We start from the raw sequence: 21653 nt of genomic DNA, 5'->3' as shown, positions 1-21653 counted from the left end.
AAGGGGTCTCATGGGCGCGGCCGGTCGTGTGTCCCGACACACGACCGGCCGCGCCCGCGCTCTCGCTATCCGACCGGCCGCAGATCGAGCAGTTCGGCCACGGCGTCCGCGGTCCGCGGATAGCGCGTCAGCAGTCCGCCCGCCTCCCGCCGCCGCGCTCCGCCGTCGCTGGGCGCCGTGTCCCGCCACTTCGCGTCGTACCCGAGCGACCCGGCCACGGCGTCACAGGCCGCCGGATGGGCGGCCAGCAGCCGCGCGACCACTCCGCCCCGCGCCGTGTCACCACCGCCCGCCTCCGCCTCCGGTGCCGTCGGCGGCGCCGACCATGGCGGCACCCACGCGTCGACCGCGGACAGCGCGGCCGGGAAGGTGCGGCCCGCCTCGCGCACCAGCACCGGTACCAGCTCCCGCGCACCGTCGCGCAGCGTCGTGATCAGGCGGGGCAGCCAGGGGAGCAGGACCGAGTCGGGCAGGCGCGCGAACGCCTTGGACATCTGCTCGACCACGAAGGGCGTCAGTGTCGGCACCGGCTCCAGGGCCTGGACGAACCCGCTCATGTAGCGCGGGAACGCCGGGACGGCCAGCGGGTTGGCCAGCAGTTCGGCGCAGCGCCAGCGCAGCTCGGCCGGGGGCATCAGGCCGAGCCGCAACCGGGCCGCCCACACCAGCGCGACCTTGTCGGGCGCCTCCGGGTGTGACTGCCGCACGGCGAGCTCGAGCTGGGTGTGGTCGCAGCCGAGCGAGAGCGCGAAGCTCTCCATCTCGAACAGGAAGCCCAGCATGGCCGCCACCTGGCGCAGCCCGGTGGCCTCGTCCGCGAAGGCCGTCGGCAGCAGCGTGCAGTAGTGGGCGTAGCCCGCCGTGACGAACCGCTCGCACCAGCGCGGCAGCTCCGGCTCCGCGGCCCGGTAGTGGGCCAGCAACCGGCGGATCTGGCGCAGCACCCGGGGCGCGCCGTCCACGGTGCGCTCCGCGGTCAGCAACTCCACGGCCCGCGCCCCGAGCTCGTCGGCGAGCCGCCGGCTGCCCAGATAGAGGAGGGCTTCCTCCACGGCCTCGAGCGCGGTCGCCGCGGTGGCCTCGGGCGCCCATGCGTCGCGGCGCAGCCGCTGCTCCAGCACCTGCTCGATGGTGACGCCCTCGTAGCCGAGCTCGACGAGAGAGCGCTGGTGGCGGCCGATGGCCAGGTCCCAGCTCTCCTGGATCGACCGCTCGCCCAGCCTGCGGGCCCCCATGATCGGACGGACCACGTCCCCCAGCAGCCGGCGCAGGATCCACAGCAGGTCGGAGCAGGGTTTGAGCCCCGGTTCGGCCTGCAGATCGAGCAGCGCGCGCTGGTTCGTCCGCGCCTGGAGATTGAGCCCGAGCGGTTCCAGGCGGTCCAGCACATCGCGGGCCAGCGGCGGCAGCGCGTCATAGCCCACCGCGCCGATGCGGTCGCCGCCCAGCAGGATCTCGCACAGCCGGCGCACATCGCGGCGGCCCGGCACGGTGTCCTTCTCGATGCAGGTGACCGCGGCGTCCTCGAAGTCGTACGGCGTGGGCCGGCCGCGGCCACGCACCCCCGCCAGCAGGATGGACGTCTCGAACACCGCGATGGCGTCGGCCGTGCTCGCGAGATAGCCGTTGCGGCGCGCCAGTCTGACGATGTCGACGCACCACCCCAGCAACTCGGCCTCGTCGAGCCCGTCCAGAACCGGCGGGGTGGCGAGGAACCCGGACAGCCGGTCCGTGACCCCCTCCTTTGGGGAGCCCGGAGCAGGGGCGGGCGCCGCACGCTCGCGCACCGCGCGCTTCGCCACCCGTTTCGCCGCCCGGGGCAGGTCCGCGCTCTCCTGGCCGGCCAGCCGGAACGGCGTGATCCTGCCCCGCTTCAGCGCCTTGGCCCAGGTCGCCGAGGCGATCGACACCGCCCCCGGGGCCAGCCCGAACTGCGCCTCGATGGCGGAGTGGCTGGACGGGATGAGCCCGTACATCCAGCGGGTCCGGGTACGGGGACTGATCTCGTACGGCGCTCCCTCGCCCGTCAACCCGAACTGCTCGACCGGGCTGGCCGCGTGGAAGGCGCCGCACACATACAGGCACCGCGCCGGATCGGCGCCCGAGGCCGCGAGGTGTTCGCGTATCCGCGTCCACATATAACGCTCGCGGTCCTCGTCCTGGGCGTCGCGCGCATGCCGGTCCGGGCGCAGCCGCCGGAAGAGGCTGCCGATCATCACCATGACCTGCCGGTAGGTGTCGTAGTCCGCGCCGACCAGGGGCTGCTCCACGTACTGGTCCCACCACTCGGACCAGTGGCGGACCTTGCCGTGGCGGAGCAGATGCGCCTCCAGCTCGGCGAAGCGGGGCCGCAGATCGCCGATCTCGATGCCGACCGCGTCGCCGTGCAGGGCGGCCTCGTCGTGATGGGCCGTGTCGCTTTCCGCGTCGCCGGCACTGCCGTCCGCCGCGGGCGGCGTCGCTCCCACGGGCTCGGCGGGCTCCCGGGGCGTCCACTGGAAGACATGGTCGGTGGAGCGGTCGACCAGGACCAGCTCCACGTCCGGGCTGTCCAGGGCGTACGCGATGGCCTGGTACTCGGCGGAGGCCTCGGTGACGGGCGCCACCACGCTGAGCGGCGCCCACTCCGGCGGAAAGCCGTCGATGTCGGTCGCGAAGGCCTGCAGCGCCACGGGGAGGCGGCAGTTGCGCAGCTCGTCGAGGAGCGGCCGCAGATCCTCGCACAGCTCCAGATAGACGACCTTGGGCTGCTTCTCCCGCAGCCGCCGCACCATGGCCAGCGCCGACGCCGGCGAGTGGTGGCACACCGGGAAGATCTCGAGCTCTTCGCGCAGCGCCCGATCGACGTCGTCGACCATGCCCGACAGGATGCCGGGGACGGCGCCGGCGCCGCCGGCGAAGGCGGCCGCGGCGTCACGCAGCTGCTCACGGAGCGCGCCGAAGGGACGCGACCCGGCCGACCCGCTCACCGGCCCTGCCGGAGCTGCCGGGCTCATGGGACTCATCGGACCCGGCAGGCTCGCGGGACTCTGGGGGTTCACCGTCGTCATGACAGGGTCGCGATCGTCTCGCGGCCGCCCTCCAGGAAGTCCTGCCAGGGCCCGCCCTCGTCCTTGCTGCGCGGCTCCACGACGCCGTGCCAGAACTTGTTCAGGATGGCCAGGTCCTCGGGGCTGCGCCGGGCCAGCGAACCCACCAGCGAACCGGCGAGCGTCCGCGCGCCGAGGACGCGGTCCCCGAAGAACTGGCTGTGCAGGATGGCGTCCTCGAGCACACCGATCTGCTCGGCGGTGGACAGCGCCGATTCGAGCTTGTCGTCGTCGCTGGTGGCCGAGGCCGCAGCGGTGCGCAGATCGGCGAAGCTCTGCAGCAGGATGTCGAGCAGCGTGGGCGGCACCTCCAGCTCGATCCGGTGCCGGCGCAGCAGCTCACCGGTGCGGAACCGGACGATCTCGGCTTCGCTGCGCTTGTTCGTCACCACCGGGATGCGGACGAAGTTGAACCGCCGCTTCAGCGCCGACGACAGGTCGTTCACACCCCGGTCACGGCTGTTGGCCGTGGCGATGATGGAGAACCCGGGCTTGGCGAAGACGATGTTGTCGTCGTCGAGCTCGGGGATGGACACATACTTCTCGGACAGGATCGAGATCAGCGCGTCCTGTACGTCGCTGGTGGACCGGGTCAGCTCCTCGAAGCGGCCGATCACGCCCCGCTCCATCGCCGTCATGATCGGCGAGGGGATCATCGATTGCCGCGACTGCCCCTTGGCGATCACCATCGAGACGTTCCACGAGTACTTGATGTGGTCCTCGGTGGTGCCCGCGGTGCCCTGGACGACCAGGGTCGAGTTACGGCAGATGGCGGCCGACAGCAGCTCGGCGAGCCAGCTCTTGCCGGTGCCCGGGTCGCCGATCAGCAGCAGTCCCCGGTCCGAGGCGAGCGTCACGATGCTGCGCTCGACGAAGCTGCGGTCGCCGAACCACTTCTGCGGGATCTGCCGGTCGAGCCCGTCGGAGGGCTCGGACCCGAGGATGAACAGCCGGACCATCCGGGGGCTGAGCCGCCAGGAGAACGGCTTGGGGCCGTCGTCGACCGACTCCAGCCAGTCGAGCTCGTCGGCGTACTTCGCCTCGGCCGGCGCGCGCAGCATGTTGTTGTCGTTCATTCGTCGACTCTCCTAGGCGAGGAAGTTCTTGAGCTCGAACACGAGCTTGCGGATGTGTCCGGAGATCACGGGCGCGCCGAGATCCTTCAGGCGCTCGCGGAACCAGGGGTCCACGCTCTGCCGGCCCGAGCTGTTCACCGAGCCGACCGGGATCAGCTTCACCCCGGAGCGTCGCACGGCCTCGAAGTCGGTCATCAGCGCCCGGTTGTCGTAGAAGTCGGAGATCCACACCAGCACGGTGTTCCGGGGATCGGAGATCTTCGGCCGGGCCAGGGCCATCGCGGCGGTGCCGTCCGTACCGCCCCCGAGCCTGGTGCGCAGCAGCACCTCGAACGGGTCGTGCACCCAAGGGGTCAGATCCAGTGCCCGGGTGTCATAGGCGACCAGATGGACATCCACCTTGGGCAGCCCCGCGAAGATGGAGGCGAGAATGGTGCAGTTCACCATCGAGTCGACCATCGACCCCGACTGGTCGACGACCACGATCATCCGCGCGGGCGTGGTCCGCTTGGCGGTGTGGCGGTAGAACAGCTGGTCCACATAGAGCCGTTCGCTCTCCGGGTCCCAGTTGGTGAGGTTCTTCCAGATGGTGCGATCCAGGTCGAGGTTGCGGAACGTGCGCTTCGGCGGCACCGACCGGTCGACGGTGCCCACGCTCGTCTGCTGGACCTGGGTGCGCAGCACCTGAGCGACCTCGTCGACGTACCGGCGGATCAGCGCCTTCGCGTTGGCGAGCGCGACGCCCGAGAGATTGTCCTTGTCCCGGAGCAGCTGCTCGATGAGCGACATGCTGGGTGTCAGGGCTCCGGCCAGCGTCGAATCGGCCAGCACCTCGCGCAGCCGCATGCGCCGCACCAGGTCGCCCTCCAGGGACGACAGGGTGCCGCTCAGCTCCCGCGCTCCCTCGGTGCCCAGCGCCCGCCTGCACCAGGCCGCGTCCCGCTGCCAGTCCGCCAGCTGCGTGGCCGTCACCTCGCCCGCTCCGGTGCTGAACACATTGAGCAGGAGCTTGGACACCAGGGCGGCCCGGCGCACCTGCTCCCGCGAGCCTTCCGGATCGGCGCCGTCGCCGTCCTCTTCCCCGGGGACCCCCGCTCCGTCCGAGGACGCCATCAGGTCCTGGAACTCGGTCTCCAGATCGGGGAAGCGCTGGACGAGGCTGTCCACCGACACGGATGGGTCCAGCAGCGCGGGCGGCAGCCCCAGGTCGTCGACGATGGCCACGCTCGCGGCCTCCAGCGCGGGCTGTTCCTCGGGATCGAACAGACGGGCCAGCAGCCGCCAGTAGAGCACCTGCCGCCGGTTCTCGTCCGCGCCGTACGGCGTCTCATGCGTGGTCTCGTGCGCGATGTCGGTCATTTCCGCAGCAGCCGTCCCGCTCGCTCCCGCAGCACGGCGACCGCGTCGCCCGCCCTGGCCTCGGCCTTGGCCACCTTGGGATCCGTGATCCCCAGCGCCCAGTCGCCGCCGTGCACCTCGACCGGCTTGCGCTTGACCGTCGCCTGGACCGCCAGGGGCTGCAGCAGCCAGCGCCCGCCGTCCCAGCGGAGCAGGCCGATACAGGCGGAGGACGCGGCCACCAGCGCCGGTGTCAGCGGCCCGCAGGCGGGCAGCCGGTCCAAGTCGAAGGGGAGGGCCCGCCCGTCGAGCTCCAGCGCGCTTCCGTCCGTGGTGTACCCCTCCAGCAGCACCGGTTCGGCGATGCGCACCGGATGGCGCTCCAGCGGCGGCACCGGAGGCGCGAGCGCGCCGGCGAGCTGGATCCGGGCGGTGGCGAAGGGGTCCGCGGGCTCGCCCGCGGTGGCCCGGTCGTCGTGCCACACCAGGTCGCCACCGGCCGACAGCGGCAGATCGGCGACCTCCAGGGCGCGGCGCTCCGCCAGCGCGGTCAACAGCACGGGATGGCCGTGCAACAGGCGCCACAGAGCCGGGCCGACGATCGTGTCCACCTTCGCGGCGACCACGCTCGTACGCACCAGGCGCGGCGGTGCGCCGTCGGCGGGCTCCAGGACCGCGTGGACCTGCGCCTGCACGGCGGTGCCGTGCTCATGCACGTCCACACCGAGGAGCAGCAGCCGCCCCGACACCGACTCGGCCTGCGGGGCCGCGCCGGGCCGCCCGCCCTCGTATGACAGTGTCATGGCGCGCGCCCAGAGGTCGGCCCAGCGCCGCACGGGCAGCCGCTCGGCGGTCGCGAGCGGCGAGGACGCGCGCAGCTCCGCCGCCAGGCCGTCCAGGAGCACCGCCGGGCGACGCAGCCCGGGCTCGGCCAGCAGGGTCTCGATGGTCTGGTCCGCGGCGGCTATCAGGTCGTGGCCGACGCCCCGCCAGCCGGCGATGGCCAGCTCCCGGAGCCATGACCGGGCTCCGGCGAGCAGGCTCCGCGCCCCGGCCGCCGCCGCGGGCGGCTCCTGCCACGCTTCCCTGGTGCGTCCGAGCGCGGCGTCCAGGTCGGCCAGCCGGGCGTCGTGCACCGCGCCGAAGAGGGCGGTGCGCGCGCCCGCCAGGGCCGCCAGATGGTCGTCGGAGACGGAGCCGGCGGCGACCTTGCCGACCGCCTCGGTCACGGCCGGTCCCAGGGGGGAGGCCGCGACGGCTCCGGCCAGGGCGGTCAGCGCCGCGGCCCGCTCCTCGCCGAGCCGGGCGAGCCCGTGGACGAGGGTGTCGTCGAAGCCGGCCACCAGGCCGAGGGCTTCCGCGACCCCGGGCGGATCGGCGTCGAGCAGTGCGGCGAGCTGCACACCGAGCATCAGCGGACCGCCTCCGTGGCCGGGAACCAGTGCAGTTCGGGAACGGGCGCCGTGGTGTCCGGCAGCTCCAGGTAGGCCAGATGCCGCAGGAAGCGGCTGAACACCACGGCCGCCGGCGCGGACTCGCGCGAGCCCGCCAGCCGGCTCATCAGGTCCGCGCCCTCGCCGTCCGCGCTTTCTTCGCCCGCCTCGACGTGCAGATAGCGGGCCACGCGGCCGATCCCGTACTGCAGGACCGCCTCGTCGACCAGCGCCCGCAGATGCTTGCACGGCCCCCCGTTGAGCCCGCCGCACGGCCGGTTGTTGTTCGTACTGCAGCTGTAGTCATGGGTGCGCGCGGCGATCGACGAGACATACACCCGGGCGATGTCCGAGCCGCTGGAGACCACCCCCTGCAACCGCCCCTCAGCCAGCTCGACGAAGGGAACCTTCGCCAGCTTGCGCGGCCGCACGGGGGGAATCACCCGCACCGTACTGCACTGCTCCCACGCGGTCGTTTCCGCGTTCACGACCATCGACCTCCAGCCTGGCGCCTGCGCCGAGACGGTTGCTCACATCCGGAAAAAGCATTGCGGATGCCACTGACAATCGCGTCTCGGCCGCCCTGCGCCAGGCTCCGCTCACCGCGGAGTGAGGGCCGTCAGTGTGACTCCCGGGCGACGAAGGAACCGCGGGTCCCGGCGAGGAAGTCCAGACCGGCGCCCCGGTCGGCCTGCTCGACGTGTTCCCGGTAGATGCGCTCCCACCCGCTCTCGGCCGGCGGGGCGGCGGCGGTCACCGGCTGCCGCGCCGCCAGTTCCTCCTCCGGTACATCGAGCCGCAGCACACGCCCTTCCACGTCCAGCTCGATCCAGTCGCCGGTGCGCACCAGACCCAGCGGCCCGCCCGCCGCGGACTCCGGGGCGATGTGCAGGACGACGGTGCCGAAGGCGGTGCCGCTCATGCGGGCGTCGCTGATCCGGACCATGTCCCGCACACCGGACTCCAACACCTTGCGGGGGAGCGGCATGTTCCCCACCTCGGGCATGCCCGGGTAGCCGCGGGGACCGCACCCCCGCAGGACCAGCACGTCGGACGCCGCCACGTCGAGCTCGGGGTCGTCGATCCGGGCGTGGAAGTCCTCGATGCCGTCGAACACCACGGCGCGGCCCCGGTGGCGCAGCAACTCCGGTGTCGCGGCCGCCGGTTTGATGACCGCGCCGTCGGGACAGAGGTTGCCGCGGAGCACGGCGAGCCCGGCCTGGTGCGCGATCGGCTCGTCGGCGGTGCGGATGACGGTGAGGTCGGTGCTGGAGCGGCCGGAGATCTGATCGGTCAGGGAGCAGCCGGAGACGGTGACGCTCGGCTCCAGCCGGTCCTTGATCTGTCCGAGCACCGCGTCCAGGCCGCCGGCCCGGTGGAAGTCCTCCATGAGGTGGGCCCCGGCGGGTTGCACATCGGCCAGCAGCGGAATGTCGCGGCCGGCGCGGTCGATCTCCTCCAGGCCCACCTCCGCGCCGACCCGGCGGGCCAGGGCCAGCAGATGGACGACGGCGTTGGTGGACCCGCCGATGGCGGCCACCGCGCGCACCGCGTTCAGCAGGGCCTCGCGGGTCAGCACGGTGCTGGGGCGGAGGTCTTCGGCGACCATCTCGACGATGCGGTTGCCGGCCGCGTGCGACAGTTCGAGCAGTCGGCTGTCCGGCGCCGGGAGCCCCGCGTTCCCGGGCAGCGTCATGCCCAGCGCCTCGGCGACACAGGCCATCGTGGACGCGGTGCCCATGGTGTTGCAGTGTCCGCGGCTGCGGATCATCGCCGACTCGGCGCGCCGCAGATCCGAGCGCGGCATCCGCCCGGCGCGCACCTCCTCGCTCATCTCCCAGACCCCCGTGCCGCACCCCAGCGGGCGTCCCTTCCAGGAGCCGTTGAGCATGGGTCCGCCGGTGACCATCAGCGTGGGCAGATCGACCGAGGCGGCCCCCAGGAGCAGCGACGGAACCGTCTTGTCACAGCCGCCGAGCAGGACGACACCGTCCACCGGGTTGGCGCGGATGAGCTCTTCGACGACCATCGCGGCCAGATCGCGGAAGAACATCGCGGTCGGGCGCAGCAGGGTCTCGCCCAGCGAGGGCACCGGCAGCTCCAGCGGCACACCGCCGGACTCCCACACACCGCGCTTCACATGTTCGGCAATCTCCCGGAAGTGGCTGTTGCAGGGCGTCAGATCCGACCAGGTGTTGCAGATGACGATCTGCGGCCGCCCGTCGAAGGCGTGGTCGGGGAGCCCGCGGCGCATCCAGGCGCGGTGGATGAAGGCGTCGCGGGAGTCTCCCGCATACCACTGCTGCGACCGAGTCGTGTCACTCATACGAACCGTTCCGATCTGTCGACGAGGATCCGTGCGAGTAGGACCTTGCCCGCGCAACCGGTCCCTCATGGCTCGGCGGAGCGCCGACCGGCACCGAAAGTTTCGAATAGCGCCTCTTACGCGACCGAAACATTGACCGCATGACAACCGGTTCCTACATTGAGCCCGCCTGGACACGGCGCAAAGGGCAGGAGAAATCGCGGAAGTGCCCTGTCGATATGCGGCTCCGCCGCGCGGCCCGCGCGTCGAAACTTTCGAAATACCGCACTTGCAAGGGCGTAATGCCGAACAGGGAAGCAGAGAGGTGAGGGCATGAAGTACCACGCCGGCCGGAGGGTTTGGGTGGCGGCCACAGCCACGGTCATCGCCCTCACGGCCTCGGGCTGCGGAAGCGGCGCGGGCGACTCGGACGGCAGGACAACGCTGACCGTCACCACGCAGGTCGACTACGGCTACCGGGACCTGTACAAGGAGTACGAGAAGAGCCACCCCGGCATCAAGATCCGCGAGGTGCTGGTCGACGACCTGCCGAAGAAGCTGGTCACCCAGCTCGCGGCGAACCGCGGCGCCTCCGATGTGGTGGGCCTCGGCGACGACACCATCGGCAAGTTCAAGCCCAGCTACCAGCGCTTCGTCAACCTCGCCGACCACGGCGTCAACAACACCGACGATCCGTGGGTGCAGTGGGCGTACGACTACGGGACGGTCGAGGGCGGCAAGTACGTGATGGGCCTGCGCACCGATATCGGCGGGCTCGGCATCTGCTACCGCACCGACCTGTTCAAGAAGGCAGGGCTGCCCACCGACCCCGAGCGCGTCGGCGGGCTCTGGCCCACCTGGGACAAGTTCACCGAAGTCGGCGAGAAATTCCGGGACAAGGTGAAGGACGCCTCTTTCACCGCCAATACCGGAGACATCTGGGTCGGGATGGAGAACCAGCACAAGGAGACGTTCTTCTCGGAATCCGACGACTCGTTCACAGCCGATGAGAACTCCGGTCTCAAGCAGGACTTCCTGACCGCCGCCAACATGTCCGTACGGAAGGTCAGCGGCGGATACCCGCCCTTCACCCCGGAAATGGCCAATGCCCTGAAGACCGGCAAGACGGCAACCGCTGTCTGCCCCGCCTGGAAGCTGGACCGCACCAAGGAGGCCTCCGGCCCCGCGAACGCGGGCAAGTGGTCGGTGGCCGCGGCCCCGCAGGGCGGCAACTGGGGCGGCTCCTACCTCCTGGTGCCCAAGCAGACCAAGCACACCAAGGAGGCGGTCGAGCTCGCCCGCTGGCTGACCTCGTCCAAGGTCCAGAAGCGGCTCTTCCTCTCCAAGGGCTACCTCTCCAGCCACCCGTCGGTCTACAACGACCCCACCGTGCAGGCGAAGAAGGACACGTACTTCTCCAACGCCCCCACCGGCAAGATCTTCGCCGAGTCCGTCGACAAGATGCAGCCCATCTACCGCGGCACCAAGGACAGCGACGTGGCCACCGCCTTCATGAACGCGCTGCTCCGGGTCGAACAGGGCAAGCAGAAGCCGGAGGACGCCTGGAGCCAGGCGGTCTCCGACGCGAAGAAGGTCGCGGGGGACTGACCCGATGACGGTCACCGAGACCCGTCCCGGGGCGGAGGCCGCCACGGCCCCCGCCCCGGGGAGCCATCCCCGACGCCGCGCCTGGCGATCCCGTCTGACCCGCTTCGACCTGCGCTACACCCCGTATGTCTTCATCGCCCCGTTCTTTGTGATCTTCGGCGTCTTCGCGGTCTGGCCGCTGCTGTACACCGGCTGGATCTCCTTCCACAAGTGGGCGATCATCGAGGGTGACCAGGGCTGGCTCGGACTCCACAACTATCAGGACCTCTTCGCCGACGAGTACTTCTGGAACGCGCTGCTCAACACCGCCCTGCTGCTGGTGCTCGGCACCGGAGTGCAACTGGCCGTGGCGTTGTGGCTCGCCGGTGTGCTCAACCGGAAGCTGAGCGCCAGCGCGGTCTGGCGGGCCGGGGTCGTTCTGCCGCACATCGTGTCGGTGGTCGCCGTCAGCCTGGTGTTCGCGCAGCTCTACGGCTTCCACACGGGCATCGTCAACGATGTGCTGAGCCTGGTCGGCATCGACCGGGTCGACTGGCAGGCCAACCGCTGGACCGCGATCCCCGCCGTCGCCACCATCATCATCTGGCGCTGGGCGGGCTACTACGCGCTGATCTTCCTCGCCGCCATGCAGGGCATCCCGCGCGAGCTCAACGAGGCCGCGATGCTCGACGGAGCCTCCAGACGGCGCATCTTCTGGTCGATCACCGTGCCCTCGATCCGCCCCACCATCATCTTCTCCGTCGTCATGTCGACCATCGGCGCCATGCAGACCTTCACCGAGCCCCAGCTCTTCGACATCCAGGGCACCGAGGGCACCGGTGGCAGTGACCGGCAGTTCCAGACGCTGATGATGTACCTCTACGAAAAGGGGTTCCGCGAGTTCAACGCGGGCTACGCGGCCACCCTCGCCTGGGTGATGTTCCTGCTCATCGCCGTCGTCTCCGGCATCAACTACGCGCTGTCGCGGCGCATCGCCTCGAAGGACTGATGTCGTCATGGCCCTCGCCACCCAGCCCACGACCGGCCGCCGCCGCGCCATGTCCGACGGCGGCCGGCGCCCCGGATTCCTCGTCTACGCCACGCTCGTCGGGGTGCTCGCCGCCTCGGTGTTCCCGCTCTACTACTCCTTCGTGCTGCCCACCCGCGACAACTCGGCGATCGGCGACTCGCTGCTCACCCTCACGCCGGGCGGCAATCTGCTCCACAACATCCAGCGCGTCTACGACACCGTCGACTTCTGGCTGGCCCTGCGCAACTCGCTGATCATCTCCACCACGGTGACGGTGTGCTGCGTGCTGCTGTCCTCGCTCGCCGGGTTCGCCTTCGCCAAACTGCCGTTCCGGGGGCGCAACGCCTTGTTCGTCGCCGTGGTGATCACCGCGATGCTCCCCACCCAGCTGGGCATGATCCCGCTGTACATGCTGATGGGAAACCTCGGCTGGATCGCCACCCTGAAGGCCGTCATCGTCCCGGCGCTCGTCAACGCCTTCGCCGTCTTCTGGATGCGGCAGGCCTGCGACGAGTCCGTGCCGTACGAACTCGTCGAGGCCGCCCGGGTCGACGGCTGCTCCACACTCGGCATCTTCTGGCATGTGGCGCTGCCCGCGATCCGCCCGCAGGCGGCCGTGCTCGCCATGTTCACCTTCATGGCCACCTGGAACGACTTCATGTGGCCGCTGATCGTCCTGGACCCGTCCGTCACCCCGACCGTGCAGACCGCGCTGTCCTCGCTGGCCAGCGGGTACGCCCTCGACTACACGCTCATCCTGTCCGGCGCCGCCATCGGGGTGCTGCCGCTGCTGCTCGTCTTCCTCCTGCTGTCCCGGCAGATCGTCGCCGGTGTGATGCAGGGCGCCGTCAAGGGCTGACCGCCCCGCAACCACTGCCGGCGGCGCCCCTCCTCCCGCTCAGTCTTGGCGCGCTCATCTCCCAAGCCGTACGAAAGGACCTGCATGACCGCGGGCCATATCCGCAACCCCGTGCTGCCCGGATTCCACCCGGACCCGAGTATCGTGCGTGTCGGTGCGGACTACTTCCTCGCCACCTCCACCTTCGAGTGGTTCCCGGGCGTGCCCGTGCACCGCTCCACCGATCTGGTCCACTGGGAGCCGGCCGGTCACATTCTGGACCGCACCGACCTGCTCGACCTGCGCGGGGTCCCGGACTCGGCCGGGGTGTGGGCGCCCTCGCTCTCGTACCACGACGGCCGGTTCTGGCTGGTGTACAGCATCGTGCGCACCATCGGCCACCCGTACAAGGACGTCGACAACTACCTCATCACCGCCCCGGACATCTCCGGTCCGTGGTCGGAGCCGGTGTTCCTCAACTCCTCCGGCTTCGACCCCTCCCTCTTCCATGACGAGGACGGGCGCACCTGGCTGCTCAACATCCAGTGGGACCCGCGCGACGGGCACCCCTCCTTCGCGGGGATCGTCCTCCAGGAGTACGACCCCGGAAAACAGGCCCTGATCGGGGCCCCGCGCACGGTCCTCACCCACGATGTGCTGATCGAGGGGCCCAACGTCTACCGCCACGACGGCTGGTACTACCTGATGCTCGCCGAGGGGGGCACCGGCTGGAACCACGGCATCCTGATGGCCCGCTCGCGGGAGCTGACCGGACCGTATGAGCTCGATCCGGCCGGCTCGCTGCTGACCACCCGCGACGCACCCGAGTGGCCACTGCAGAAGGCCGGCCACGGCGAGCTGGTGCGGACGGCGGAGGGGGAGTGGTTCCTCGCCCACCTGGCCTCGCGCCCGGTCCGCACGCTCGCCGGAGCGCGTTGTGTGCTCGGCCGGGAGACCTGTCTCCAGCGGGTGGTGTGGACCGACGACGGCTGGCTGCGGCTCGCCGACGGAGGCCGTCTGCCGAGCCTGGAGGTGGCCGCGCCCCGGGGTGTCACCCCGGCCCCGGCGCCGGTCCGGCCCGCCCGCGACGACTTCGACGCGCCCGCCCTCGCCGCGTACTGGAACACCCTGCGCACCCCCGCGACCTCCCAGTGGCTGAGCCTGACCGAGCGCCCGGGCCATTTGCGGCTGCGCGGCCGACAGAGTCCGCACTCCCGCTACGACCAGAGCCTGGTCGCCCGCCGTCTGACGTCGGTGCGCTGCGAGGCGACGACGGTCGTCGACTTCCGCCCCTCCCACTTCAGCCAGCTCGCGGGGCTGATCTGCTGGTACGACACCACCACCCACTACTACCTGCGGCTGACCCACGCGGAGGGCAGGGGCCGGGTGCTGGGCGTGGTGTTCACGGACGACGGCGCGTACGGCGAGCTGCCCTCGTGCGAACTCGATGTCGACGACTGGCCGCTGGTCCATCTGCGGGCCCGCTTCGACGGTGCGGAGCTGCGCTTCGCCGCCTCGCCGGACGGGGTGTCCTGGCAGGACGTCGGTCCGGCGCTGGAGGCGACCAGGCTCTCCGACGACTACGGGGACCGGCTGCGGTTCACCGGGGCGTTCGTCGGGGTCTGCGTCCAGGACCTGGGCGGGACCCGTGTCGCGGCGGACTTCGACTGGTTCGAACTGCGCGATCAGACGCCGTGACCGGCCGCCCGGGCGGTCAGGGATGAGCCCGGGCGGTCAGGGATCGAGCGCGGGCGGTCTTGGACCGAGCGCGGGTCAGGACAGGCCGAGCGCGGGGAAGACCGAGGCGTCGAGGAAGCGGAGGAGGTAGTCGCAGTCCGCGGGCTCCCCGTCCAGCAGCGATCTGACCCGCATCACGCCGATCAGCTGGGCGGGGACGAACTCGGCCGCGGCGCTGTCCTCCGGGATCTCGCCGCGCTCGATCGCGCGCCGGACCATGGCGGCGATCACCGAGACCTCCCGGGAGAACAGGGCGTCGTGCAGCGCCTGCAGCAGGCTCGGGTCGCTGAGCGCGGCGTGGCCGAGCGCGTACAGCAACGTGGTGTCCGAGTCGCACATCCGCCCGACGACGCGCGCCGTCTCCCGCAGGTCGCCGACGAGGCTGCCGGTGTCGATGCCGTCCAGCGCCATGCGCCGGTCACAGCGGCGCAGCGCGGCGGCGACCAGCTGGGGCTTGGTCTTCCACTGGCGGTAGAGGGTGGACCTGCTCGCCTTGGCCCGGGCGGCGACGCCCTCGAAGGTGCAGGCCTCGTAGCCGCCCTCGGTCAGCAGGGCGAGGACGGCGTCGAAGATCTCCTGCTCGCGCTCGGGACTGATCTTGGAGCGGCGTGGGGTGTCCGCCGTTGTGGGCGATGCCATCAGCTCGGCACTCTCCTCCCGCTGTGAGCTCTCCCGCTGGTCCCTCGGCCGTGTCGACGGTGGTCGACTGAAGTGAGGGTGCGGTATGCGACTGTGCGGCACAACACACGGTACACCAGCGTATCGATACGTGCCTGTGCCGATACACTGTCGTATCGATACGCAGATGTATCGCAGCCGCCATATCCAAAGGGGCCGGGTAATGCCGTGAACGCCACCCTCATAGCCGTCACCCTCGCACTCCTGTCGGCCGTCGCCTACGCGACCGCGGCCGTCGCGCAGGAGCGCCTCGCCGCCCGCACCGGCCCGAGCGGTCTGCGGCGACTGCTGGCACAGGGCGCGTGGTGGTCGACCGTCGGGCTGAACTCCGGCGGGGCCCTGCTCCATGTGGCGGCACTCAAGTTCGGGCCGCTCACCTTGGTCCAGCCCCTCGGGGCGCTCACCCTGGTCGCTGCCGTGCCGCTCGGCGCCAGGGTGGCGGGACGGCGCGCCACCCCCGGCGAATGGCGGGGCACCGCGCTCACCCTGGCCGGCCTCGGCGCGCTGCTGCCGCTCACCGCCGGCGACGGCGCCCCCGACAAGACGCTCGGTACCATCGCCGCGCTCGGCGTCGTCGCCACCGTGCTGGCCCTGGTCGCCCTGTTCTCCCACGTCCGTCACGGCCGGGGGCTCGGCCTCGCGGCCGCCTCCGGCATCACCTCCGGGGCCGCGTCCGCGCTCACCCAGACCCTGACGGTCGCGGGCCTGTCCCTGACCTGGCGGTTCGCGGTCGTGGGCGTGCTCGTCGCGGGCCTGGCCGTGGGTGGGCTGCTGCTGTCCCAGGCCGCCTACACCGGCGGCCTCGGCGCACCGCTGGCCGTCCTGACCCTGGCCAACCCGATGGCTGCCGCGGCCATCGGAACCGCGCTGCTCGGTGAGCGTGTCCACGGCGGCCCCGCCGGGGTCGCCGTGGCCGGTCTGGGCGCCGTGGTGGCCGCCCGCGGCGTCGTGCTGCTCACTCGCGCCACGCACCCGACACCCACCGCCGCGCCGCCGCGTCCGGAGCCGCGCCCGGTGGCGGAGCCGATCCTGGTCGGGGAACCGCTCGTGGCGGCGGAACCGCTCCTGGACGCCGAGCCGATCGTGCTCGCCGAGCCGGTCCTGGCCCCGGCCCCGGTTCTGACCTCCGCCCCGGGCCTGATCAGCGCCCCGGTCCTGATCAGCGCGCCGGGAAGGTGATGTCACGGAACCCGGCGCGGGCGTCCTCGGTGCAGGCGCCCACGCCGCCTTCCGTACAGCGCCGCTCCCGGTCGGCGAAGCCGGCCACAGGACGGCTGCACGCCGCACGGCGAACCCGCCGAGCAGGTGCCGCGCCACTGGTGGCGCGGGTGACCGGCGGACACCGGAACGCGCGGCTCATGTGAGTCCGTTCACCTGGTGTCCACTCATATGACGCCTCACCACAACCCTCCGCCCCGCTCGGGTGTCAAAGCCACGGAAGCCCGACCCCGCACCTCTGGGAGAGCCCGTGCGCATACGAACCCTGACCGTGACCGCCACCGCGGTGGCCCTGGCCGCCGTCCTCGCCCCTTCGGGCCCGATCGAGGCCACGGCCTCCGCGGCGCCCTCGGGTCTCAAGGGTGACTTCAACGGCGACGGATACGCGGACCTGGCGGTCGGCATGCCGAAGGCCACCGTCGACGGCCGGGCGAAGGCAGGCTACGTCAACGTGGTCTGGGGCGGCCCGAACGGTCTGGGCACCGCGGGCTCCGCCCGCGTCAGCCAGTCCACCACCGGAGTGCCGGGGACCGCCGAGGCGGGCGATCTGTTCGGTACCTCGGTCAGCGCCGCCGACCTCAACGGCGACGGCTACGCCGATCTGGCCGTCACCGCGCCCGGCGAACAGCTGAAGGACACCGGCGCCGACCACGAGGGCACCGCCACCGTCATATGGGGTTCGGCATCCGGCTTCAGCGGCGGGCTCACCGCCGCCAAGGGCCAGGCCGACGGACGGCTGGGCAGGCTGCTCACCGTCGGCGACTTCGACCACGACGGCCACCAGGACCTCGCCGTGACCACCGAGGGCGACGGGAACGGCGGCGCGACACTGCTGCGCCGTGGCCCGTTCACCACCGGTTCCGCCACCGACACCTCCTTCGTCGAACGGTACGACTTCGGCGGCGCCCGGGCCCTGGTCACGGGGGACTTCGACGGCGACGGCGGCGATGACCTCGCGGTCACCTACAAGGGCATGGAGATCTCCGGTACCCATGTGCTCGGCATGGCCTCGGGGGAGTGGCGGGCGACGTGGCGCACGGGCGACTACGGCAGCGCGCTGGCCACCGGCGACTTCGACGGGGACGGCACCGCGGACCTCGCCATCGGCCAGGTCCAGCCCAACCCGGAGACCGACGGAACCTTCTGTGAGGACCGCCTCGGCGGCGCCGTCGCCGTGGTGTACGGCAAGCCGGACACCACACTCGGCGGCGCCGTCGCGTGCACCACGCAGTCCTCGCCGTATGTGCCCGGCACCGCCGAGCCGGAGGACAACTTCGGCGGGGCCCTCGCCGCCGCCGACCTCGACCGGGACGGCGGGGCCGAACTGGTCGTCGGCGTCAGCCACGAGGCCATCGGCGCCGAGACCAACGCGGGCTCGTACCTGTGGCTCGCCGCGGGCCCCGACGGCAGCATGACCGGCGTCGGCTTCAACCAGAACTCCCCGGGCGTGGCCGGTACGGCGGAGGCGGGCGACCTCTTCGGCGCGGCGGTCGCCACCGGCGACTACAACGGCGACGGCGCCCCGGACATGGCGATCGGCGCGCCCGGCGAGAACGCGGGCTCGGGCGGCGTATGGTTCGACGCCACCCGCGACGACGGCCCCAAGCCCCCGGTCACCTCGGTGACACCGGCGGGGCTGGGCCTTTCCGGCGCGGTGGAACACGGCGGAGTGCTCGCCCAGTAGCCGACGGGAGGGCGCGGCGACGCGTCCTCCCACCCCTTGCCTGAATCTGACGGAGCGTCATATCTTGCTGTGGGGCGATGCTGTCATGTGATCGCGCCCATGCCACGCCCGACCGATCGGATCAGGAGACACGGGGTGGAGCCGCACACCACACCCACGGCCGCGCCGAAGGTGCGCGCCCGCGCCGTGACCCGCACCTTCGGGCACGGAGGCGGGCGCGTGCACGCGCTCGGACCACTCGACCTGGATGTCCAGCGCGGAGAGTTCTGCTGCGTCGTCGGCCCGTCCGGCTGCGGCAAGTCCACCTTTCTGCGCATCGTCGCCGGGCTCGTCCGCCCCAGCGGCGGCGAGGTCGAGCTGCGCGCCGGCCGGCGCCACCCGGCCGCGATGATCCCGCAGGACTACGGGATCTACGACTGGAAGACCGTGCTCGCCAACGTCCGCTTCGGCCTCGATGTGCAGCGCGTACCCCGCAAGGCCGCCGACGCGCGGGCCCGGGACTGGCTGGACCGACTGGGCCTCGCCGACTTCGCCGACGCCTACCCGGCCGCCCTGTCCGGCGGCATGCGGCAGCGGGTCGCGATCGCCCGCGCGCTCGCCGTGGAGCCGGAGGTGCTGCTCATGGACGAACCGTTCGCCGCGCTCGACGCCCAGCTGCGCACCATCCTCCAGGACGAACTGCTCGCGGTGTGCCAGGCCACCCGGACCACCGCGCTGTTCGTCACCCACAGCCTGGAGGAGGCGATCGTGCTCGGGGACCGGGTGGTGGTGATGTCCGCCAGGCCCGGCAGGGTGATCGCCGAACGCCGGCCGCCGTTCGAGCGCCCGCGCACCGGGCTGCTGCGCCGCTCCCCGGAGTTCGCCGCGTTGCAGTCCGAGCTGTGGGAGCTGCTGCGCGGCGAGGTGCAGGCGGGAGTCGGGGGCGCCGCGATGGCACAGCCGGCGGGGAAGCGCTCATGAACAGCGAGACCGCGCTCGGCGCGGACCGCGTCGCCCAGGGCGAGGCGGCATCCGACGGGTCCGCCGAGACGGTGCTGGTGCGGCGCCCCGGGCCCCGGGAGCGCGATCCGGTCCGCGCCCACCGGCGCCGCCTCGCCCTCGAGATCTCCCTGGCCATCGCCGTGCCCACGGCGCTGATCCTGCTGTGGCAGCTCGCCGCGTACCGGCACTGGATCGACCCCCGCGTCTATCCCGCCCCCTCCATGATCGCGGCCGACGGGTGGCAGCGCGCCGCCGACGGCAAGCTGTGGCCGGACGTATGGGCCACGCTCCAGCGGGTGATCGCCGGTTATGCGCTCGGCACGGCGGCGGGTTATGCCGTCGGGCTGCTGATGGGCGCGGTGCGGATCGTCCGTGCGGCGCTGGAGCCCCTGCTCGACGCGCTGTACGTGGTGCCCAAGCTCGCGCTGCTGCCGGTGTTCCTCAACATGTTCGGCCTGGGCGAGGGTCCGCAGATCGCGCTCGTCGCCACCACCGTCTTCTTCTTCGTCTGGATCTCCACGATGGCGGCCGTGATGGGCGTCGCCGAGGGATACCGGGAGGCGGGTCAGGTGTTCGGCGCGGGCCCCTGGCAGATGTTCCGCCATGTGCTGCTGCCCGCCTCGCTGCCGCAGGTCCTGGTGGGCATGCGGGTCGCGGCCGGGGTGGCGGTCCTGGTGATCGTCGCCTCCGAGCAGATCGCCGCGGACAACGGCCTCGGCCATCTCATCTTCGACTCGCGGGCGCTGTTCCGAAACGACGTGATGTTCGTCGGCATCGTCTGCGTGGCCGTGCTCGGCGTGGTCTTCTCCGAGCTCGTGCGCTTCGTCGGCCGTCGGCTCACCCCCTGGGCGCCGCGGGACCGCGGCCGCCCCCGGTCCTGACCCCATCCCGATCCTGATCCCCGTTTCGTCCCGGCGTCACCGGAACCGGAAGGCAACACCCATGCCAGCACCCGGACCCTTCCTCACCCGCGCCCTGGCCACGGCCGTGACCCTGCTGGGCGTCCTCGCCTCCCTCACCGCCTGCGATGTGCAGACCTCCGACTCCGCGCGCCCCGGCGCCGAGCGCGAGGCCCGGCCGATCGCGCCGGTCGCCGGCTGCGCCAAGGGCTGGACCGACCCCTCCGATCTGTCCGAGGACCGCGCGCCGGCCCGCTGTGAGCCCGGCGCTCCCGCGCCCAAGCCGCTGAAGAAGAAGAAGACGAAGGTCGTCGTCTCCGCCAGCACCCTGAGCGCCGAGTACCTGGCGCCGCTGCAGGTGGCCCTGGCCAAGGGCGAGTTCGCCAAGGAGAAGCTCGACGTCGAGGTGAAGCTGCTGCCCACCCCCGACGCGCTGCCGCTGCTGGCCAAGGGCGATATCGACGTCCAGTACGCGGCGCCGGAGGCGGGTGTGCTGGGCGGCATCCGGCAGGGGTTCGACATCCGCTGGGTCGCCGGGAACTTCTCGCCCGCCCCCGGTTCCAGGAGCGGGTTCTGGGTCAGGCTGCGGCCCGGGCAGACGGCGGGCGAGGTCGGCCTCAAGGACCGCACCGTCGGCACGCTCATCGGCAAGGGCTCGGTCATCATGTATCCGATGGAGAAGGTGCTGGCCCGGCACCAGGCCGACGTGGACAGCGTCCGCTTCCAGCAGCTGGGCCCCGCCGAAGTCCTCACCTCGCTGAAGAACGGCGGCGTGGACGCGGCATGGCTGCTCGACCCGGTGTGGCGCGAGGTGGACGGCGACGCCGGCTATGCGTTCCTCGGCGGTCAGCCGCGGGGCGAGCCGCTGGGCGGTCTTCTCTTCGGCCCCGATCTGCTGACCGGCGACCCGGACGCGGGAGTGGCGTTTCTGCGCGCCTACATCCGCACCGTCAACACCTACTTCGCCGGGGACTACAAGAAGGACAAGGCGTTTGTGAAGGAGCTCGGCAAGGCGCTCAGGACTGAACCGGACACCCTGGCCGCCGTGCCGTCGCTGCGCATGGACTGGGAGATCCGCGACGGTACGGTGGACCGTCTGCAGAAGGCCTATGCCGCGGCCGGAGTGACCGAGGGCGACCCGCTGGCCGAGGACCGGGTCGTGGACCGCTCGTTCTACGCGGAGGCGGTCGGCCACAAGCCGTAGGTCATGAGGGCCGCTGAGGTCAGTCGAAGACGAACGGGCCCGGCGACTGCTTGGCCAGCGCGTCGCAGGTGATCAGGACGGCCCCGATCGACATGCGCAGCGAGCCGCCGCGCAGGTCGGAGTCCAGACTGTCGCCCGGCGCCACCGTGCCGACCAGCGGGACCCGTATCGGGAATCCCGCCGGGATGGCCGGGCTTGAGCTGTTGGTGAACGTGGTGGTGGCCGGGCCGCCGTTCTTCTCGAGCCGCAGAGTGACGGAGATGGTGTTCGCCGGGATGGCGACCGGGGCGGTCAGGTCCGGTGAGTCAGGTGTGAGGGTGGCCCTGGAGCCGTTCTGGGTGGCATGAAGGGTGAGATTCGCGACGCCGAACGTATCGCAGTCGTACGGGGCCGTGGCAGTGCCCGGCGACACGGCGGCGGCCGTGGGCGCCAGGGCCACGGCCCCCGCGAGCAGTGCCGCGCAGGCGGCGGCGGTGGCCGTGGCACGTGATCCGGGAGTGGTACGTCTCATCGCTCGTCCCGTCCGATCCATGTCCGCATCACTGATGCCCTGTCA

General features: G+C 71.6%; 17 protein-coding genes. 9 read left to right on the top strand and 8 right to left on the bottom strand.

The features are described from left to right. Positions 1 to 65: 65 nt before the first annotated feature. From ACFZDL_RS09940 to ACFZDL_RS09915, 6 genes are all read right to left on the bottom strand, one after another. Entirely contained in the window at positions 66 to 2996 is a 2931-nt protein-coding gene (locus ACFZDL_RS09940; protein ID WP_353590039.1) for a hypothetical protein, read from the bottom strand. 50 nt (positions 2997 to 3046) lie between these two features. Beyond that, the gene (locus tag ACFZDL_RS09935; RefSeq protein WP_353590038.1) at positions 3047 to 4165 is read right to left on the bottom strand and encodes an AAA family ATPase; all 1119 of its coding nucleotides are present in this window, start codon (positions 4163 to 4165) and stop codon (positions 3047 to 3049) included. 12 nt (positions 4166 to 4177) lie between these two features. Continuing rightward, positions 4178 to 5524 (bottom strand): VWA domain-containing protein, encoded by a 1347-nt coding sequence (locus tag ACFZDL_RS09930; protein ID WP_353590037.1) that lies wholly within the window; start codon positions 5522 to 5524, stop codon positions 4178 to 4180. Next, positions 5521 to 6915 (bottom strand): hypothetical protein, encoded by a 1395-nt coding sequence (locus ACFZDL_RS09925; RefSeq protein ID WP_353590036.1) that lies wholly within the window; start codon positions 6913 to 6915, stop codon positions 5521 to 5523. The genes ACFZDL_RS09930 and ACFZDL_RS09925 overlap by 4 nt, the downstream gene beginning before the upstream one ends. Further along, positions 6915 to 7430, bottom strand: a complete 516-nt coding sequence (locus ACFZDL_RS09920) for a hypothetical protein (RefSeq protein ID WP_353590035.1) — start codon at positions 7428 to 7430, stop codon at positions 6915 to 6917. Before ACFZDL_RS09920 ends, ACFZDL_RS09925 begins: the two co-directional genes overlap by 1 nt. 125 nt (positions 7431 to 7555) lie before the next feature. After that, a complete protein-coding gene (locus tag ACFZDL_RS09915; RefSeq protein WP_353590034.1) occupies positions 7556 to 9262 on the bottom strand; it encodes an IlvD/Edd family dehydratase in 1707 nt (568 codons plus the stop codon). Between the two features lie 312 nt (positions 9263 to 9574). Between ACFZDL_RS09915 and ACFZDL_RS09910 the strand changes: the two genes are divergently transcribed. The 4 genes from ACFZDL_RS09910 (at position 9575) to ACFZDL_RS09895 (ending at position 14394) form a co-directional block, all read left to right on the top strand. After that, complete coding sequence (locus ACFZDL_RS09910; protein ID WP_353590033.1) at positions 9575 to 10849, top strand: ABC transporter substrate-binding protein; 1275 nt, start codon at positions 9575 to 9577, stop codon at positions 10847 to 10849. A 4-nt stretch (positions 10850 to 10853) separates the two neighbouring features. Continuing rightward, positions 10854 to 11837 carry a sugar ABC transporter permease gene (locus ACFZDL_RS09905; RefSeq protein WP_353590032.1) on the top strand — a complete coding sequence of 328 codons (984 nt, stop codon included), beginning with the start codon at positions 10854 to 10856 and terminating at the stop codon, positions 11835 to 11837. Between the two features lie 7 nt (positions 11838 to 11844). Next, entirely contained in the window at positions 11845 to 12717 is an 873-nt protein-coding gene (locus ACFZDL_RS09900; RefSeq protein ID WP_353590031.1) for a carbohydrate ABC transporter permease, read from the top strand. Positions 12718 to 12801: 84 nt separating this feature from the next. Then, complete coding sequence (locus tag ACFZDL_RS09895) at positions 12802 to 14394, top strand: glycoside hydrolase family 43 protein (protein ID WP_353590030.1); 1593 nt, start codon at positions 12802 to 12804, stop codon at positions 14392 to 14394. Between the two features lie 75 nt (positions 14395 to 14469). Here ACFZDL_RS09895 and ACFZDL_RS09890 read toward each other — a convergent pair whose 3' ends face one another. Continuing rightward, positions 14470 to 15072 carry a TetR/AcrR family transcriptional regulator gene (locus ACFZDL_RS09890; protein ID WP_353590029.1) on the bottom strand — a complete coding sequence of 201 codons (603 nt, stop codon included), beginning with the start codon at positions 15070 to 15072 and terminating at the stop codon, positions 14470 to 14472. A gap of 207 nt (positions 15073 to 15279) precedes the next feature. Between ACFZDL_RS09890 and ACFZDL_RS09885 the strand changes: the two genes are divergently transcribed. The 5 genes from ACFZDL_RS09885 (at position 15280) to ACFZDL_RS09865 (ending at position 21097) form a co-directional block, all read left to right on the top strand. Next, complete coding sequence (locus ACFZDL_RS09885) at positions 15280 to 16290, top strand: hypothetical protein (protein ID WP_353590028.1); 1011 nt, start codon at positions 15280 to 15282, stop codon at positions 16288 to 16290. A 289-nt stretch (positions 16291 to 16579) separates the two neighbouring features. After that, positions 16580 to 18013 (top strand): FG-GAP repeat protein, encoded by a 1434-nt coding sequence (locus ACFZDL_RS09880; RefSeq protein ID WP_353590027.1) that lies wholly within the window; start codon positions 16580 to 16582, stop codon positions 18011 to 18013. 135 nt (positions 18014 to 18148) lie between these two features. Next, positions 18149 to 18973, top strand: a complete 825-nt coding sequence (locus ACFZDL_RS09875) for an ABC transporter ATP-binding protein (protein WP_353590026.1) — start codon at positions 18149 to 18151, stop codon at positions 18971 to 18973. Next, complete coding sequence (locus ACFZDL_RS09870) at positions 18970 to 19875, top strand: ABC transporter permease (RefSeq protein WP_353590025.1); 906 nt, start codon at positions 18970 to 18972, stop codon at positions 19873 to 19875. Before ACFZDL_RS09875 ends, ACFZDL_RS09870 begins: the two co-directional genes overlap by 4 nt. Positions 19876 to 19936: 61 nt before the next feature. Beyond that, complete coding sequence (locus ACFZDL_RS09865) at positions 19937 to 21097, top strand: ABC transporter substrate-binding protein (RefSeq protein WP_353590024.1); 1161 nt, start codon at positions 19937 to 19939, stop codon at positions 21095 to 21097. A 19-nt stretch (positions 21098 to 21116) separates the two neighbouring features. Here the strand turns inward: ACFZDL_RS09865 and ACFZDL_RS09860 are convergent, their stop codons facing one another. Further along, complete coding sequence (locus ACFZDL_RS09860; protein ID WP_353590023.1) at positions 21117 to 21608, bottom strand: hypothetical protein; 492 nt, start codon at positions 21606 to 21608, stop codon at positions 21117 to 21119. Positions 21609 to 21653: the final 45 nt, after the last annotated feature.

Source organism: Streptomyces sp. NPDC007917 (assembly GCF_042959105.1).
Taxonomy (GTDB): domain Bacteria; phylum Actinomycetota; class Actinomycetes; order Streptomycetales; family Streptomycetaceae; genus Streptomyces.
Note: the sequence above shows the minus strand (reverse complement) of the source record. Positions and strands in the feature narration are given on the sequence as shown.